Origin of the sequence: Sphingorhabdus pulchriflava (assembly GCF_003367235.1) — a bacterium.
Taxonomy (GTDB): Bacteria; Pseudomonadota; Alphaproteobacteria; order Sphingomonadales; family Sphingomonadaceae; genus Sphingorhabdus_B; species Sphingorhabdus_B pulchriflava.
Map to the genome: position 1 here is coordinate 91,282 of NZ_QRGP01000001.1, position 16,172 is coordinate 107,453.

The window sequence follows — 16,172 nt, forward strand, 5'->3', positions numbered from 1 at the left end:
TTGCTCACTTAATAATGAGCGCAGCATTCGTTCGGAATATCCGATATCTTATATAAATAACAACAGTTTATATCAATTTAGTGGACAGCCAGCCTTGATGCTCTGCGCTAATTTATCATCCATATCACCGCTCTTTGTGCGGATATCTATTCTGGTTCCTTTTTCTACCGCAGTGAGTGACACAATTATCTTTGGGGTATGGCCATAACCAAGGATCATAACATCCTTTTCGCCATTCCTGATAGGTATCGGGATAGCGCCGCCGATAGTCGTAATGGCATCGGAAATACAAAGCTCCAATCCAGATGGCGGCAAACTACTGGTAAAAGTAGCCCTGATCGGTTTGGAGAGAGTTTCGGTGATTTCCTTCGAACTTGCCGAACCAGAAGTCAAAATTAATCCCAAGCTTAATGCAAATCTATACATGCTATTCCCCGCCGATAATTTCAAAATACTAATCTGACAGACGACTAATTTTATAACTCAACAGATTTTGGAAAAGCAATTTCTTTTGGATGCTCCGCGCTGGGGCTCTTGAACACGCTTTCCAGCAAAACCAACAAACCCACCCCGTAGCGCCTGAGGCATCCCGCCTTGGGCGCTTTTCTGTATGCAAAGAGGAGAAAGCCCATGCTTTCGATACATGAAGACGCGTCTCTGCAAAAGGCGCTACAATTACCCCTGCCGGAACCCTTGCGGATGCTGTTGCAGGATCGCCGTGCTATGCTTGGCTATGACTTGCCCCTACGCGACATGGCACAATTCGTTGTTGTCCAGGCGGGTGACACGCTGGCCGACGTCGAACGCGAAACCGGCCTGCATATCCAGCTTACAATGGATGACCCAGATTACACCCCTGCTTGGGAATGGGTAATCGACCACGGCTTATTCTACGAAACCGTCTTCATCCTTTCCGACGATGGCTACGGCATTGCGCTGTTCGCGCTAAAGGCCGGGATTGATCCAATCCTAAGAAGACTGCTGGAAAACGGCTTGCGACCATAGAGTCATCATATTTGAATGTCGAAGAGGGCCGCCGTTGTGCGGCCTTTTTCGTATCTGACGAAAGGATCGGCTATGAAACTGATCGCTTACATAATTCTAGGCTGCCTCATCATCGCAGCCGCACAAGTTACCCTTGCAGCGCTGGCTCTTGCAATTGTGCTTTCACTTGTCTGGGGCTTGTACGCACGAACGTCGCAAACAATCGGCTTCCTCATCGTGGGCGGCTTAACATGGTTGGCGAGCGCGTTCCCCAAGACGGCGTTCGCGTCGGGGATAGTGTGCGTCGCATATTACCTGTTCCGGGATGCGAATCACCCCAGCGACTCGCAAGGTCCAAATCCCGAATCGGGTTCAGCTTCGCCCTCCGATGACCCGTTACCATCGCACGGGCCGCCACGATCTGATTAGGACAAACTAAGGCTAGAGCATCATAACTCAGCTTGTTTTCCAAAGTGCTCAATTCGACACTTTCAGAAGGGAAAAATAATTAGTCCTGCCCACAGCACGTTCTGCTTATAAATGTCTATATTACAATATGTTAATGGACTTTTCCGGTTGACAGATGTCACAGGCAGACCCCATCAGATCGTTGCGGTCTTAGTTCGACCGCTTGATTGAGAAAGAGGAGTAAAAATGGAAAATGACGACAGGCCCATGCAGCCGTTTCCACCCCGAGGTCTTTCACATAAGTTCGGACCCGGCGAGTGGCACAAGTTCCTCGACGAGTTGCGCGATCTCGAATCCCGCTGCGGTAAGAACAAGCATGATCGCGTCGCGATACTGATCGCTGCTTGCATCGAGAACGGTATCAACACCATGGCCTATATACGTGGTGTGCTCGGCCCCTTTGGTTACAATGTCAGTCATGTGTCGTTGATACTCAAGGACAGGACCGGAACCGATCCGGAGCGCCATATGTGGTCGGTCAATCCGCTTGGACACTACCGCACCATTCGCTGAGTTTGCCTGATTTGAGAATCTTCTTATAGCCGACCAACTCGGTTTAGTGACTACGGGTCCCAGCCCCATTTGAGCCTTTTGTTGAAGCCTTGGTTCCGCGCGGAGTTGCCACCGCGCCTTACAACAAAAGAGATTACCATGAAAAACGAACCTGAAAATGCGCGCGATCCATCCAGCGCCGGTGGCGGCAATCCGATCGACCCCAAGTCCATTACAATACCAGCCGCCAAGAATTTGAGCGATCCGCCACCGCCTGCGCCTGATCCGGTTATGCTTAACGTTCCCCTGTTGAAATACAGCCTGCAGGGGAAAGCTGACGAGCTGGAAAAACTGGCGGAGTCAAACCGACCATTGCTTGGACAGGTTTGCCGGTCGGGGCAGGCGACCATATTTTACGCCGCTCCAAATTCCGGCAAAACGCTAATAGGTATGCATCTGGCTCAGGAGGCTATACGCGAGGGGCGATTGGCAGCAGGCAACCTCTATTACCTTAACTGCGACGACAACTCATCCGGTTTGGCTGAGAAGTTACGCATCTTGCAAGACGTGGGTGCACATATGCTGGTGCAGGGTTTTGAGGACTTCCGGGCCCAGGATTTGCATGGCTTGTTGTTGAACATGGCGCGGACGGGAAAGGCACGCGGCGTGATCGTCGTCATCGACACGATCAAGAAATTCGCCAACCTCATGGATAAGCGCGATAGTTCGACCTTTGCTGATGCCTGTCGCCAGTTCGTGATGCGGGGCGGCACGGTATTGGCGTATGCCCATACGAATAAAGTTCCAGCGCCAAACGGAACGCTGCGCTATGCCGGGACCACTGACTTCGTGGAGGACTTCGACGCTGCCTATTTGCTTACGCCTCTGGAACTGGAACAGCCCGGTGGCGAAAGAGTGGTGCGGTTCGACTGTATAAAGCGACGAGGGGATAGCCCAGACAAGGTGGCCTATGCCTATTCGACCGAGAACGGGCTGACTTACGAACAGCTGCTGGCATCGGTGGAGGCTGTAACGTTCGACAAGCTCGGAGAAATCGAACGCACGATCGAACAACGAACCGACGCTGAGCTGGTGGACGCCGTGAAGGGCTGCATCCGCGACGGCATTGTCACCAAAATGCACATCGCATCCGAAACGGCCAAGCGCACCAAGACCAGCGGCAAAGGTGTTGTCAAGATCCTTGACCGCTACACAGGTGACAATCCCGCCAAATACCACTGGACGTTCACCATAGGCGAGCGCGGCAAGCACATTTACCAGTTGCTGCCCACAGGCGAACCCGCTCCCGACTGACCTGCAGGATTGCAGCGTCTCAGTTTTCCAGTGTGGCAGCGCCCGCGTGGGTCGATGACTGATGCCGGACTGAAAAGCTGAAAAGCTGGGATGCTGCGGCGGATCGCTTGCCGCCCGTCTCCACCCTGAACTGACCCTTCTGGCCCGCTTGGGCCTCACCAGCCGCCGATCCGCGACGCGCTGAACCCAACCCCTCGCGTCCGCCCGCCGCCCTCTGGCGACGGACACGCAAATCAAATTCAACATGGAGGTAATTATGCCTAAAGTGAAACTCGATGCCACATTCTGCCTGACCGCTAGGTGTGAGGAAGGCAAAAAGAAAACCGACTACTGGGATGTCATTACAACCGGCTTTCTGCTGGAATGCCGCGCTGGTGGAGGCAAGACCTATGCCTTGCGCTACATCGATGATGCCGGTCGCCAACGGCAACACAAGATCGGGCGGTATGAAGATATCAGCTTCGACCAAGCCCGGAAGATGGCGAAGCGATTGCGCGCTGAAGTTGTCATGGGTGGAAATCCAGCCGCCAAGAAGGCTGAGAAGAAAGCAGTGCCAACCTATGCGGAATTGGCTGCCGACCATCTTGCCCATGCGCGCACTTACCAAAAGCAGCCCAAGAATACCGAATTCGTGATGAAGAACCATCTGCTGCCCCGCTGGGGCAAAATGCGGCTGGATGAAATCACTTCCCAGGACATTGCCAAATGGTTTGCCGAGAAAGCCGCTGCTGGGCTTGCACCGGCAACCGTCGATAAGCTGCGGACGGTATTCGGTCGATCGTTCGAACTGGCAAGGCAGTGGAAACTTCCCGGCGTGCTGTCCAATCCGGTTCGGGATGTGCCACGCCGGAAATATAGCAACGCTCGCGAACGCTATCTGTCGGCTGGCGAAGTGAAGCGACTGTTTAAGGCTTTGGACAAATCCGAAAGTCCGCAGCTTAAAAACATCGTAACCCTGTTGCTGCTAACCGGTGCGCGCAAGACCGAGTTGCTGACCGCCAAGTGGGAGCAGATCGATCTTGAACGGCGAACATGGCTTATCCCTACCACAAAGACAGGCAAGCCGCGCTTTGTCCCGCTGTCGCAATCGGCAGTCGAGACAATCGAAGCCTTACCACGCTGGGCAGGATGTCCTTGGCTACTGCCTAACCCAGACACGCTGAAACCCTACACCGACATTAAACGGTCATGGGAGAAGGCAAGGGATGCGGCTGGTCTATATGACTTGCGGATTCATGACCTACGGCACAGCGCCGCCAGTTTCATGATCAATGCTGGAATTGACCTGTATGCTGTAGGTCGCGTTCTCGGCCATGTAGACCACCGCAGTACCCAGAAATATGCACATGTAGCTAATGATACCTTGATGAAAGCCGTTGAAGCCGGAGCTGCCAATATGATGGGTGGCTTGGGCTAAGCAAGAAATCCAGCCGAAGCGCCTTAGTTGGGCGCTTCGGCTGGCTATTCACGCTGCGATTTTACATTCACATTCAGTTTGTTAAAGTCTAATCGACGAGCTAATTCATTACTATCTCGGGGGAGCTATGAACGGGCGAGATTTTGTTGATTATGTAAGGCGTTCCATAACCGAACCTGGATCGGGCCCAGCTACAGATCGTGCAGTCGCGGAGCATTTAGGAATAAGTGTACCTGGCCTAGCAAATTGGCGGTCGCGCGAATCAATAACCCCAAGGCAAATGGTCAATTTGCTTACGGGTGTCGCAAAGGCTGCGAAGAAACGTGCGCAAACAGATGCGATTCAACCTGTGGTGGAGTTTTTCCAGATACGGCCCACTTCTGTACGAAATGGCTCGAACTGGAGAATTTTCGACGAAGGCAAGGGAGACAGCAGCCACCCTTACTTGGCTGGGTTGAAGAGAGAATTGGAAGCCCATCGCGGTATTTATATTTTTTACGATAGTCGCGGGCGCGCACTGTATGTTGGCAAGACAAAATCGCAATCGCTCTGGAAGGAAATCAACCTCGCTTACAATCGTGACCGAGATCCACAAGTGCAAAAAATTCTTAGGGTCCAACATCCAGAACGACGCCAAGATTTTCGCACAGCCGATGAAATGCGTCGACAAATTCGCCCAGTAAGCGTGCGTTTGCATGAATTAGCGGAATATGTCAGCGCTTACCGAGTGGCCGAGGACATGATCGTCGATATTGAATCCCTGCTTATCAGATCATTTCCCAATGATCTTCTGAACAAGAAAATCGAAAATCTAACTTGGAAATGAACGCTTAGCCAGCACAGCACAAAGCGATCACATTTCAGGGGAGCACTTCACAACGCAGCCATCAGTGCGAAATGTTCTGACGATGGACATACAGTTGGATTTTCGTTGAAGATAGTGATCCCGAGATTATGATTGAAGTCCGAGCGCTGGAGATTGGATATTCAAGGGAGATGTTAGCATGAGAAATAGCACTAAGCTGAGCGTTTTTTTGTGTTTTCTTGCGTCAACGGCAACTGCCCAAATTTACAATGGCCCTGTCAAGCTTGGCTCTCCGCTAGTTAGTTATAAAGCGATCACTCAAGAGTTTGGAGTGGACTGGAGCCGGAATCCGGAATTGGTTCATACGGGAGTCGATTTAGCTTTGGCAGCTGGGAACAAAGTTTTTTCGATGAAGGATGGAGTCGTATATAAAGTAGGAAATCTTGGCGGAAGTGATGGTGACTACGTTGTTGTTTTCAACCGCGATGGCACTAGCAATGGCTACCTACATTTAAATGTTTCCGTAAAATCTGGCCAACGTGTTGATAGAGGTCAAATTATTGGAACAGTTTATAGCAATCATCTTCATTTGAATCAGTGTAAACAATCAGATGGCTGTCAGCATGGGGCATTTCCTAATAAAACATTTAAAGGGCAGAGTAGAGATAAATTTAATGAATACTACGTTAGGCCAAGAATAAGATAGATTAGTTTTAATTTTAAGAATTAAAATAAATGGAATTAGATGATTGAAGGGCCTATATGAAAAATATTATCTATACGTCGCAGCTATTGCTGTCGTTAGCTGCTCTCTCCTCCTGTAAAGTGGAGGCTGATAAGCGTCCAACGGGTGACGAAATGCGAGAGAAGCTCATTCAGGAAGCACTCTATGGGAAAGCGGAGCAAATTTCCAAAGATGCAGCTTTGCCAGATAAGTCGTCTGACAAATTGACTAGGGAGTATGTGAAATCTGTGCTCGGTGAAATTTGTTATGATGTGAAAAATAGCATTAAATATCAGTACAGAGGATCGATCGATAACATATACTATGGGGAGGAAATGACAGAAGATCAAAAGAGGCAAATTGATGAAAAGAGGAAATTAGTATCGAGAATGCAAGATAGTAAAATTGCGACTTATAAAGAAGAAATAATGAAAATGGGTACTGTATATAATGTCTATTTTTATATAACTCCCACCCAAGAAATGCAGCAATATCTGTCTTCCAGTCAAAGGGAAAGCGGAACATACGTTCTTGGAAAGGTGTGTTTAGCTGAAGTTACAGGTATATTCGAACAATCTGCAAATGTTTCTATCGCGGATGTGCGCTTTGATTTCTATCCGAATATTCTATATGCTCATTTAGACTATAGTATGGATCCATTTTGGAACATTCAGAGATATCAAAGAATTCCGTTCGCGAAATATGATGATGGCTGGCGCAGATTGCAGTAAGTATAAGATGCCGTTTTTAGCTTGCGCTGGCATCATGGCTACAAATATTTTAAGTTCTATAAGGCGATATAGCTAGTTTTTCTGTAAAGAATTGTGGCTGAAAAGGAAACTTAATGATGTGATGTGTTTCCCGTTTGTATTACATTAATACTAAACGAAAGATAAAATGTGGTCTTTTCTGGAAGCAGCTTAGAAATTCTGATTGAGCAACTTGATCGCGCTATCCCCTGGATGGATGAGAGCGCCTATATCGGCTTTGAAGTCGAACGTCATGATTGGCGACCGGTTTGGGATTTGTGTAGGCAAATCCAAGAACAGTTTAAGGGCTACAAGGGGTTTGCAAGCAAGGAAGAGCATCAAGCCGCTTGGGATCGGTTCCAAATGCTTCGGCAAAAGGCATCTCGTTTAGCGGATGTAGAGAAAGCCAATTTTGCCGCACAATCTGAAACATACAGGGTTGATATAGTGTCCGAAGCAAGGGCTTGCTACTGGAGTGCTTCGGCGGACTTCTTCGTGGGCTCCGTTTTGGGGGAGACGACCGTAGAGGAAATGAAAGAGCTCCAAGTCCGTTTGAAAGAGGCCGGACAAAAATTGTCACGTAACAAGGCTAGGATGACGCGAGAACACAAGGAAGAGTGTTTCGGTGCGATCCAAGACGCGCGAGAATCGCATGATCGGTTCTGGGAAAAATACAAAGACTACAAAGATCAACGTCGACAGGAGTATGAGGCAAAACAAGCAGAGTTTGAAAGCAAGCGTGCACAATGGATCGAACGAACAAATGCGAACATTCGACGGAACCAAGAAAAACTATCGAATGCCGAGGACGCTCTAAATCGTGTGCGAAACCGCATAAGCGAGTTGGAGGATAAGCTCTATGAAACCAACAGCGAAAAGTGGCAGGGTATCTTTTCCGAGTGGCTTGAGGAGGCACGGAGCAAAGAACGTGATATCGAAGAGAGTATAGAGCGGATCGAAGGATGGATTAGAGAAGACGAAGATAAATTGAGCGGAAGTTGAGTGGGGAAGAGATCAGATCGCTCTGTTGCTTCAAAAGCCGCGTCTTTTGGGTGACGCGTTTGCCGCCGTCAGTGGGAAGCCACGAGGTCGATTCCAGGAACTTTCCCAATCGAAAGCCTTTCCAGCAGGCAAAATTGTAATTCGCATCTCTGCCCAGTTTGGGAATTGGCTTGGACCGAGCAAACGACACAGGAAATACGGCCGGAAACTATTGTAATTCCTTGTCTATCGCTAACCTATCAATAGAATTCGCAATGACGAGGTCAGGGGTTCGATTCCCCTCGGCTCCACCAGTATGGTTCGAAAGCGTAAAGTTTTGTCGCCTCGTTCCTTCTGGTTTCTCGCGCAACGAAAAGGAGCTTCCATGAAGAGCCGCCTGTTCATCATCCCTATCCTGTTAGGAGCCAGCTCTGTTCAAGCCGAATATAAACCAATTAAGCCCTCCACTGACCCAAATCCCGTAGTAACGATAAAGGGGGATACGCTGACCTATATCGGCGGTATCAATGAAAATGGGTTGACGGCACTGAGCGAAGCCATCCGCGATGTTCGGCGTGGTCAGATAAAAAAGATGGTGGTGAACTCCGGCGGTGGAGACACCAAGCCCGGAATTTTCATTGGATCGATTATCGCCGATCTGAAGCCCCATTTGACTATCGAGACAGGCTGTTTTTCATCTTGTGCCAACTTTTTGGCGCCCGCAGCTGCCAGCATCACGATCAATGAAAACGCTTTTCTGGGTTGGCATGGAAATGATCGCGGATTTGAGATCGTCGCGGCCCAAAAGGGTTTGACGCTGCGTGAGCATCTGCGCGCTTCGGTTCAGGGGCAAGCGGATAATTTCAAAGATCCGGATGGCAAACCGGTTGATATGGAAGCCTATCTGGACGAAGCCGTTCCTACGATACAGGCGCTTATCGCGAAGGAAGCTGCGCTCTACAAAAGGATGGGCCTTGCCAACGATACATTCGCAATATGCGGTGTTGGCTCGCGATTCGATGATCGTTTGTCTGGCGAACAGCTTGGTTGGGGGTTTTCGATCGCTGACATGGCGCGCCTAGGTTTGCCGCCGGTCAAGTATAAGGGCCGCGGACGTTATGAAAATAATCCAGCGTTCAAACAATGGCTTATACAGCTGAAGCCTAAGGACTGCATCCCATAAACCGGCGCGCCGTACTCGCCAAATTTGTTTGCGACGGTTCACATCTGAGTTGAAAACGGCGTAATGCAGGTCGGCTCAGCAGCCTTATGCGGCGCGACGCATATTTTCGTTGAGCCAGGCGCGGGCGAGTTTCTGCGCTTCGGCAATTTCACGCGCGGTCATCTCGTCGGAGATTTCGGCGCGGCAATAGACGGCTTCTTCGTTTCCGTTGAGCGCTGCCAGATTGAACCATTTATGTGCCTCGACCAGATCGACGTCGATGCCGCCGCTCCCGGTCGAGTAGGCTACCCCCAGATCGAACAACGCGCTGGCACTGCCCTGTGCCGCATCCGCAATCCGGCTCTCCATTAAAAACGTGGCGCTTTTCAAACTATTGGCCATGACGTTATTTCCCTCTGTTGTTGAGGGAGTGTTCGCCCGAACGTGGCTAATAAATGGTTAACGCGAATCGAACTTTTTTAATCCGCTATGGACAGAAGCTAGTCGACTGCGAGATTGTCGATGAGCCGGGTCTTGCCGATTTTAGCCGCAGCCAGCAAGCGTAACGGCCTGCCAGTTAGCGCTGATACAGGGGCAAGCGTCTGGGCATCGGCCAAGGCAAAATAGTCCACATTGGCGAAACCAGCGGCCAATAAGGCCGTTTGCGCCTCGGCGAGAATCGCAGGCACATCCCCGCCCGCAAGGATGGCTTCGCGCGCTTTCTGTAACGCCTGTGGTAGGGCGAGTGCATCTTGGCGCTCTTCGGCAGAAAGATAGGCGTTGCGGGAGGACAGTGCGAGGCCGTCGGTATCGCGCACAATGGGAACGCCGACAATTTCGACATTGATGTCGAGGTCGCATACAAACTGGCGGATGACAGCCAACTGCTGGAAATCCTTTTCGCCAAAACAGGCGAAGTCTGGTTGAACTTGATTGAACAACTTGGTCACCACCAGCGCAACGCCATCGAAATGGCCGGGACGCGCGCCACCGCAATAGCCGCTGCTTGGTCCCTCGACATGGATATGTGTCGCGCGCCCTTCGCGATAGACTTCGCCGACCGGCGGAGCCCAGAGCAAATCGACCCCGGCAGAGCGCAACTTGGCGGAATCCTCCTCCAACATGCGCGGATAAGCGTCGAGATCTTCATTGGGGCCGAATTGGGTCGGGTTCACAAAGATTGACACGGCCACTGCATCGGCCCGCCGCTTCGCTTCCTCAACCAACTGAAGGTGCCCAGCATGGAGCGCGCCCATGGTCGGGACAAGCGCCAGAGACTTATCCGCAGCTTTTATGGCTCGGGTGGCGGCGCGAAGCTCTGTTAACCTATTGATGGTTTGCACGTCATTTGGGCCTTGGTTATGGCAGGTCATCGCATACAGCGCCGCGCACAGCACTGTGCAAGACGAATTTCGGAATCAAAGGTATAGCTGGCAATGGCCAAAGCACATCATATTGTATTTGCTAATGAAAAGGGCGGAACGGGGAAGTCGACCACTGCCGTTCATGTTGCCATTGCGCTGGCCTCACGCGGCGCTCGCGTCGCGTGTCTGGACCTCGATTCGCGCCAGCGCACGCTGTATCGCTATCTTGAAAACCGTCGCGACACGATGGCGCGGCGCGATATCCACCTGCCACTTCCCGCCTTTGACGTATTCGAACAGGAATCGCAGGCACGTCTGGAGGAGCAGATAGCAAAGCTCGAATCAGACTGTGATTTCCTGATCTTCGACACACCGGGACGCGATGATCCTTATGCGCGTTTTGTTGCCACCCGCGCCAACACGTTGGTTACGCCGATCAACGACAGCTTTATCGATTTCGACCTGATGGGCCGTGTCGATGCCGAAAATTTCAAGGTCAAGAAACTCAGCTTTTATGCCGAACTGATGTGGGAGGCGCGGATGGCCCGCGCTCGCGCCGATGGCACGACAATTGACTGGGTGGTGCTGCGCAACCGCCTGCACAATATGGAAGCCCGCAACCAGCAGCGCATGACCGATGCGATTGCGGAGCTCTCCAAGCGCGCAGGGTTCCGCGTGGTTCCGGGTCTTAACGAACGCGTTATCTATCGCGAACTCTTCCCGTCAGGGCTGACACTGGTCGATAAGGGGCATCTCGGCAATCTTGGCACAGCGCATATCGTCGCGCGGCAGGAATTGCGTGAGCTGGTCTCGGCGCTCGCTCTCCCCGAATTCGCACAGCCGCAGCTGGTCTGATGATCCCGTTCCTCCTCCTCGTCGCTGCCGGAATTGGCTGGGGGCTGTGGTCGGGGAAATTGATGCCCAAGCAGTTGCTGCCACTGGCGCTGGTGATTGCCGGCGCGGTGCTCTCGCTGCGCGGCGCATGGCTGCTGGGGCTTCCGGCCATCGGTGTCGGTGTTTTCTGGTTCCGCGGTATGACGCTGCGGCTGTCGAAATTGCGGCAGATACCGAGCAGCGAATATGAACTGGCCGCCGCCCGCTGGTTGCTTGGTGTTTCGGCGAATGACGATGCAGAGAAGATCAAGGCGCGTCACAAGGAGTTGGTGACGAAAAGCGACCCCGAGCGCGGCGATGGCGATGAACGCAAACGTAAATTGAACGAGGCCCGCGATCTTTTGCTGGATGATTTGAAACGGAAAAAGGATTAGAGGGCTACCGCACCCTTTCAAAGCGCCGGAGCTCTCCCCATGCCGCACAATTTCCACCCCACGACCCTGCGCGAATATGACATTCGCGGGATCATCGGCGAAACCTTGGGGGCAGAGGATGCCTATGCCATAGGGCGCAGCTTTGCGACCTTGCTGGGTCGCGCAGGGGGGAAGAAGGTGGCTGTGGGCTATGATGGCCGCACCAGCTCGCCGATGCTCGAAGAAGCTCTGATCTGCGGCATCAATGAAAGCGGGCTCGACGCGGTATCTGTCGGTATGGGTCCGACGCCGATGCTATATTATGCGGAGGCCGTGCTGGAAGATGTCGATGGCGGCATCCAGATAACCGGCAGCCACAACCCCGCCAATTATAACGGCTTCAAGATGGTCTTCCAGGGACGACCCTTCTTTGGGGCGGACATCCAGACGCTCGGCGCGATGGCCGCGGCGGGCGATTGGACCGAGGGGGCGGGTAGCGCCTCCTCGTTTGACATCATGGACCAATATGTCGCGCGGATTGCTGAAGCTGCACCCGACAAACCGTTCCGCATCGCCTGGGATACCGGCAATGGTGCCGCCGGGCCGGTGGTCGAGCGACTGGTGAAGTTGCTTCCGGGCGAGCATCATACGCTGTTTACCGAAGTCGATGGCAATTTTCCAAATCATCATCCCGATCCTACCGAGGAGAAGAACCTCGTCGACCTGAAGCGGCTTGTCGCGGAGAAACAGCTCGATTTCGGACTGGCTTTTGACGGTGATGGGGACCGGATCGGCGCGATTGACGGGCAGGGCCGCGTGATCTGGGGCGATCAGCTCCTCCAGATTTTCGCCGAAGATGTGCTCGCCGATGTGCCGGGCGCGACGATTATCGCCGACGTCAAGGCGTCACAGGCGCTGTATGACCGGATCGCGGCCCTCGGCGGTAAGCCGCTGATGTGGAAGACCGGGCACAGCCTGATCAAATCCAAAATGAAGGAGGTTGGCTCTCCGCTGGCGGGTGAGATGAGCGGGCATATCTTCTTCAAGCATGATTATTACGGTTTTGACGACGCGATCTATGCCGGCCTCCGGCTGATGCGCGCGTCGGCGCGGCTCGGCAAGAGCGTCACCGAATTGCGTTCGGCGATGCCCGAAATGATCAACACCCCCGAAATGCGCTTTCAGGTCGACGAAAGCCGTAAGTTCGCCGTGATCGACGAAGTGCTGGCGCGGCTTTCGGTGGAAGGCGCAGACGTGAACGCCACAGATGGCGCGCGAGTGAACACGGCGGACGGCTGGTGGTTGCTGCGCGCCTCGAACACGCAGGATGTTTTGGTCGCTCGGGCGGAGGCTTCGAGCGAGGCTGGTCTGGAGCGGCTGATGGCGCAGATCGACGCTCAACTGGCGGCATCAGGGCTGGAGCGTGGGGAGAGTGTGGGGCATTGAGCCGAAATCGGAAAATTCTGTGTTTACTTCTGTTGGCAGCTGTTTCCGCCAATGCGATTTTCTTTTATCTTAAGACAAGGCCGCCAGTTCCTTCGATCTATCTGGAATCAGCTTTCAGTATCGTTGAAGCGGAACACAGTGAAAGAGTGCAAAAGGCCATTTCGCTCAATCCCGATGGCAATTGGTCATCCGCAAATGGACAACCCACAGACTTGCTCGATGCACTCATTTTTGCTCTGCCCAACACAGACAGCGTAGACTATTCTGTTGTCGTAAAGTCCAGAAACCCTCCCACCTTGGGCGATACGATCCGGATCAGCAGGTCTCTCGCCGGCAACGGCATTTGTAATTTTACTTTTCTGGAAAACGTAGTTCCCGAGAGTAGTACACCCAATATTCCACCGCTAACTGTGAGCGATTACACGTTGAAGGACGGTGGCAAGTTGGCGCGTTGTGAAACGTCACCGGAAGTTTTGCAGAGATACCGCATCGCTAAAGCCGAGTTCGACCGTCAAGTTAAGGCGCGACGGGAAAATTCCGACAAATAATGAGGGCCAATGGACGATATCCTTCCCTCACAGATTCTCAACTGGTTCGCCGCGCGCGGCTGGCAGCCACGGCGGCATCAGTTGGAGATGGTCGATGCGGCGGCGGAAGGGCGGCATGCCTTGCTGGTCGCGGCTACAGGGGCGGGGAAGACGCTTTCGGGGTTTTTGCCGACTTTGGCCGAACTCATTACCGATCCCGATTTTGATGGGCTCCACACCCTCTACATCTCCCCCCTCAAAGCCCTCGCTGTCGATGTCCGCCGCAACCTGCTGATGCCGGTCGAGGAAATGGGCCTGCCGATCCGCATCGAAACCCGTACCGGCGATACCCCGTCGGAACGCAAGGCGCGGCAGCGAGTGCGGCCGCCGCATATCCTGCTGACCACGCCGGAATCGCTGTCGCTGCTGCTCAGCCATGAAGACAGCCTGTTGCTGTTTGCGGGGCTGAAGCGCGTGATTATCGATGAAGTCCACGCATTCGCCAATTCGAAGCGCGGCGATCTGCTGTCGCTTAGCCTCGCTCGCCTGCAAAAGCTGTCGCCCCAAATGCAACGCGTGGGTCTTTCGGCGACGATTTCCGATCCGGATGCCTATCGCGCCTGGTTGGCACCCTATGGTGAGATCGACGCGGTGCGGCTGGTTGAGGGGGAACCTGCCGCCGATCCTGACCTGCAGATACTGCTCCCTGAAGGTCGTGTGCCCTGGTCCGGACATAGCGGGCAATATGCGGTGCCGCAGCTGATCGAGGAGATTGGCCGCAACCGCACCACGCTGATCTTCTGCAACACGCGCTTCCTCGCCGAATATATCTTCCAGAAATTGTGGGACGCGAACGACCCCAAATATGCGATCGGCATCCACCATGGCTCGCTCTCGGTAGAGGCGCGGCGCAAGGTTGAGGGCGCAATGGCGGCGGGGAATCTGAAGGCGCTGGTCTGCACCGCCAGCCTTGATCTGGGGGTTGATTGGGGCGATGTCGATTGCGTGATCCAGATGGGCGCGCCCAAGGGCAGCTCGCGCCTGCTTCAGCGGATCGGGCGGTCGAACCACCGCATGGACGTGCCTTCAAAGGCGTTGCTCGTCCCCGGCAACCGCTTCGAATATCTGGAGGCGCAGGCGGCGTTCGATGCGGTGGAGGAGGGGGTGCGCGATGGCGAGGTTTTTCGCCCCGGCGGCTATGATGTCCTCGCCCAGCATGTGATGGCTTGCGCCTGCGCTGCGCCGTTCAATGAGGCGGAGCTGCTCGACGAGGTGCGTTCGGCGATGCCCTATAGCGGGCTGGATGCGGTTACCTTTGGGCGGGTGATCGAGTTTGTCGCGACCGGTGGCTATGCACTCAAGGCCTATGACAAGTTTAGGAAGCTGGTGCCCGATGGAAAAGGGAATTGGCGCCTATCCCACCCCAAATTTGCCGCGCAGCATCGCTTCAACGCGGGCATCATTGTCGATGCACCCATGCTCGACGTGCGCTTCAAAAATGGCCGTAGTCTGGGCCGGGTCGAAGAATATTTCGCCGCGCCCTTGCGCCCCGGCGACAGCTTCATCTTCGCCGGCATGGCGCTGGAGGTGGAAGCGATCCGCGATCTGGATCTGATCGTGCGGGCCGCAAAAAAGGCAGCGCAGATACCGTCCTACATGGGCGCACGGATGCCGTTGACGACACATCTGGCGAGCCGCGTGCGCAAATTCCTGACCGATCGTGCGGGCTGGGCGCGCTTTCCAGATGATGTGCGCGAATGGCTGGAGATGCAGGATTATCGCTCTGCACTACCCGAGCCCGGGCAATTGCTCGCCGAAACCTTCCCGCACGAAGACCGGCATTATCTGGTGGTTTATCCGTTCGAAGGCTGGAACGCGCACCAGTCGCTTGGCATGCTGGTGACCAAGCGGATGGAAATGCGCGGGCTGAAACCCATGGGTTTCGTCGCCAGCGATTATGCGCTGGGTATCTGGAGTTTGGAGGAAGTCATCGATCCCGCCTCGCTCTTTTCGTCAGACATATTGGAAGAGGAGTTCGTCGATTGGGTGGAGAATAGCTATCTTTTGAAACGCGCCTTCCGCGAGGTCGCGATCATCTCCGGCCTTGTCGAACGCCAGCATCCGGGCAAGCGCAAGACCGGCAAGCAGGTAACCTTTTCGACCGATCTGATCTATGATGTGCTGCGCAAATATGAACCCGGCCATTTGCTGCTAGAGGCCGCATGGCACGATGCACGCGCGCGGCTGACCGATGTCGGGCGGCTGGGCGATTTGCTCGACCGTGCGGAGGATACCATGCTGCACATCCGGCTCGAACGAGTCAGCCCGATGGCGGTGCCCTTGATGGTGATGATCGGGCGTGAAAGTGTGGCGCAAGGTTCGGTCGACGACGCGCTATTGGTCGAGGCGGAAAGTCTGGCGGGCATAGCCATGACCCCCTGAAATGCCGTTCGTCGAATAATCGACACGGCGCTTGTTCGCGGCTCGTGCCA

17 protein-coding genes are annotated in these 16,172 nt (G+C 53.7%); 14 read left to right on the forward strand and 3 right to left on the reverse strand.

Annotated features, from left to right (window positions below; translation table 11 throughout):
* Positions 1-72 precede the first annotated feature (72 nt).
* A complete protein-coding gene (locus DXH95_RS15970; RefSeq protein ID WP_147291649.1) occupies positions 73-426 on the reverse strand; it encodes a hypothetical protein in 354 nt (117 codons plus the stop codon).
* A gap of 204 nt (positions 427-630) precedes the next feature.
* Between DXH95_RS15970 and DXH95_RS00400 the strand changes: the two genes are divergently transcribed.
* The 9 genes from DXH95_RS00400 (at position 631) to DXH95_RS00445 (ending at position 9,117) form a co-directional block, all read left to right on the forward strand.
* On the forward strand, positions 631-1,005 hold the full coding sequence (locus tag DXH95_RS00400; RefSeq protein WP_115547514.1) for a hypothetical protein: 375 nt from the start codon (positions 631-633) through the stop codon (positions 1,003-1,005).
* 633 nt (positions 1,006-1,638) lie between these two features.
* Positions 1,639-1,965 (forward strand): hypothetical protein, encoded by a 327-nt coding sequence (locus tag DXH95_RS00410; RefSeq protein WP_147291650.1) that lies wholly within the window; start codon positions 1,639-1,641, stop codon positions 1,963-1,965.
* Positions 1,966-2,046: 81 nt separating this feature from the next.
* Positions 2,047-3,258, forward strand: a complete 1,212-nt coding sequence (locus DXH95_RS00415; protein WP_147291651.1) for an AAA family ATPase — start codon at positions 2,047-2,049, stop codon at positions 3,256-3,258.
* 256 nt (positions 3,259-3,514) lie between these two features.
* On the forward strand, positions 3,515-4,675 hold the full coding sequence (locus tag DXH95_RS00420; RefSeq protein ID WP_181883520.1) for a tyrosine-type recombinase/integrase: 1,161 nt from the start codon (positions 3,515-3,517) through the stop codon (positions 4,673-4,675).
* A 280-nt stretch (positions 4,676-4,955) separates the two neighbouring features.
* Entirely contained in the window at positions 4,956-5,501 is a 546-nt protein-coding gene (locus DXH95_RS00425; protein ID WP_115547519.1) for a GIY-YIG nuclease family protein, read from the forward strand.
* A gap of 178 nt (positions 5,502-5,679) precedes the next feature.
* Complete coding sequence (locus DXH95_RS00430; protein WP_115547520.1) at positions 5,680-6,186, forward strand: M23 family metallopeptidase; 507 nt, start codon at positions 5,680-5,682, stop codon at positions 6,184-6,186.
* Positions 6,187-6,242: 56 nt separating this feature from the next.
* Positions 6,243-6,935: a hypothetical protein gene (locus tag DXH95_RS00435; protein ID WP_115547521.1), complete on the forward strand. Its 693-nt coding sequence runs from the start codon at positions 6,243-6,245 to the stop codon at positions 6,933-6,935.
* Between the two features lie 231 nt (positions 6,936-7,166).
* Positions 7,167-7,955 (forward strand): hypothetical protein, encoded by a 789-nt coding sequence (locus DXH95_RS00440; RefSeq protein WP_115547522.1) that lies wholly within the window; start codon positions 7,167-7,169, stop codon positions 7,953-7,955.
* Between the two features lie 295 nt (positions 7,956-8,250).
* Positions 8,251-9,117: a hypothetical protein gene (locus DXH95_RS00445; protein ID WP_147291653.1), complete on the forward strand. Its 867-nt coding sequence runs from the start codon at positions 8,251-8,253 to the stop codon at positions 9,115-9,117.
* Positions 9,118-9,201: 84 nt separating this feature from the next.
* On the opposite strand, the gene DXH95_RS00450 is transcribed toward DXH95_RS00445, so the two are convergent.
* A complete protein-coding gene (locus DXH95_RS00450) occupies positions 9,202-9,498 on the reverse strand; it encodes an SEL1-like repeat protein (RefSeq protein ID WP_115547524.1) in 297 nt (98 codons plus the stop codon).
* A gap of 98 nt (positions 9,499-9,596) precedes the next feature.
* Positions 9,597-10,439, reverse strand: a complete 843-nt coding sequence (gene panC, locus DXH95_RS00455; RefSeq protein WP_420822272.1) for a pantoate--beta-alanine ligase — start codon at positions 10,437-10,439, stop codon at positions 9,597-9,599.
* 87 nt (positions 10,440-10,526) lie between these two features.
* Between panC and DXH95_RS00460 the strand changes: the two genes are divergently transcribed.
* Genes DXH95_RS00460 through DXH95_RS00480 form a run of 5 tightly spaced genes read left to right on the forward strand, consistent with a single transcriptional unit; the run spans position 10,527 to position 16,122 of the window.
* Positions 10,527-11,315, forward strand: coding sequence for a division plane positioning ATPase MipZ (locus DXH95_RS00460; protein ID WP_115547526.1), 789 nt, complete (start codon positions 10,527-10,529; stop codon positions 11,313-11,315).
* Positions 11,315-11,728 (forward strand): J domain-containing protein, encoded by a 414-nt coding sequence (locus DXH95_RS00465; protein WP_115547527.1) that lies wholly within the window; start codon positions 11,315-11,317, stop codon positions 11,726-11,728. Before DXH95_RS00460 ends, DXH95_RS00465 begins: the two co-directional genes overlap by 1 nt.
* Before the next feature lie 39 nt (positions 11,729-11,767).
* Positions 11,768-13,153 (forward strand): phosphoglucomutase/phosphomannomutase PgmG, encoded by a 1,386-nt coding sequence (gene pgmG, locus DXH95_RS00470; protein ID WP_115547528.1) that lies wholly within the window; start codon positions 11,768-11,770, stop codon positions 13,151-13,153.
* A gap of 32 nt (positions 13,154-13,185) precedes the next feature.
* Entirely contained in the window at positions 13,186-13,701 is a 516-nt protein-coding gene (locus tag DXH95_RS00475) for a hypothetical protein (protein WP_115547529.1), read from the forward strand.
* A gap of 9 nt (positions 13,702-13,710) precedes the next feature.
* On the forward strand, positions 13,711-16,122 hold the full coding sequence (locus DXH95_RS00480; protein WP_115547530.1) for a ligase-associated DNA damage response DEXH box helicase: 2,412 nt from the start codon (positions 13,711-13,713) through the stop codon (positions 16,120-16,122).
* The last annotated feature ends 50 nt before the right edge of the window (positions 16,123-16,172 follow it).

What these genes read in the sequence shown, in the direction of transcription:
- DXH95_RS15970 (WP_147291649.1), bottom strand. Translation starts at nt 426, where the DNA reads ATGTATAGATTTGCATTAAGCTTGGGATTAATTTTGACTTCTGGTTCG.
- DXH95_RS00400 (WP_115547514.1), top strand. Translation starts at nt 631, where the DNA reads ATGCTTTCGATACATGAAGACGCGTCTCTGCAAAAGGCGCTACAATTA.
- DXH95_RS00410 (WP_147291650.1), top strand. Translation starts at nt 1,639, where the DNA reads ATGGAAAATGACGACAGGCCCATGCAGCCGTTTCCACCCCGAGGTCTT.
- DXH95_RS00420 (WP_181883520.1), top strand. Translation starts at nt 3,515, where the DNA reads ATGCCTAAAGTGAAACTCGATGCCACATTCTGCCTGACCGCTAGGTGT.
- DXH95_RS00425 (WP_115547519.1), top strand. Translation starts at nt 4,956, where the DNA reads ATGGTCAATTTGCTTACGGGTGTCGCAAAGGCTGCGAAGAAACGTGCG.
- DXH95_RS00430 (WP_115547520.1), top strand. Translation starts at nt 5,680, where the DNA reads ATGAGAAATAGCACTAAGCTGAGCGTTTTTTTGTGTTTTCTTGCGTCA.
- DXH95_RS00435 (WP_115547521.1), top strand. Translation starts at nt 6,243, where the DNA reads ATGAAAAATATTATCTATACGTCGCAGCTATTGCTGTCGTTAGCTGCT.
- DXH95_RS00440 (WP_115547522.1), top strand. Translation starts at nt 7,167, where the DNA reads ATGGATGAGAGCGCCTATATCGGCTTTGAAGTCGAACGTCATGATTGG.
- DXH95_RS00445 (WP_147291653.1), top strand. Translation starts at nt 8,251, where the DNA reads ATGGTTCGAAAGCGTAAAGTTTTGTCGCCTCGTTCCTTCTGGTTTCTC.
- DXH95_RS00450 (WP_115547524.1), bottom strand. Translation starts at nt 9,498, where the DNA reads ATGGCCAATAGTTTGAAAAGCGCCACGTTTTTAATGGAGAGCCGGATT.
- DXH95_RS00465 (WP_115547527.1), top strand. Translation starts at nt 11,315, where the DNA reads ATGATCCCGTTCCTCCTCCTCGTCGCTGCCGGAATTGGCTGGGGGCTG.
- pgmG (WP_115547528.1), top strand. Translation starts at nt 11,768, where the DNA reads ATGCCGCACAATTTCCACCCCACGACCCTGCGCGAATATGACATTCGC.
- DXH95_RS00480 (WP_115547530.1), top strand. Translation starts at nt 13,711, where the DNA reads ATGGACGATATCCTTCCCTCACAGATTCTCAACTGGTTCGCCGCGCGC.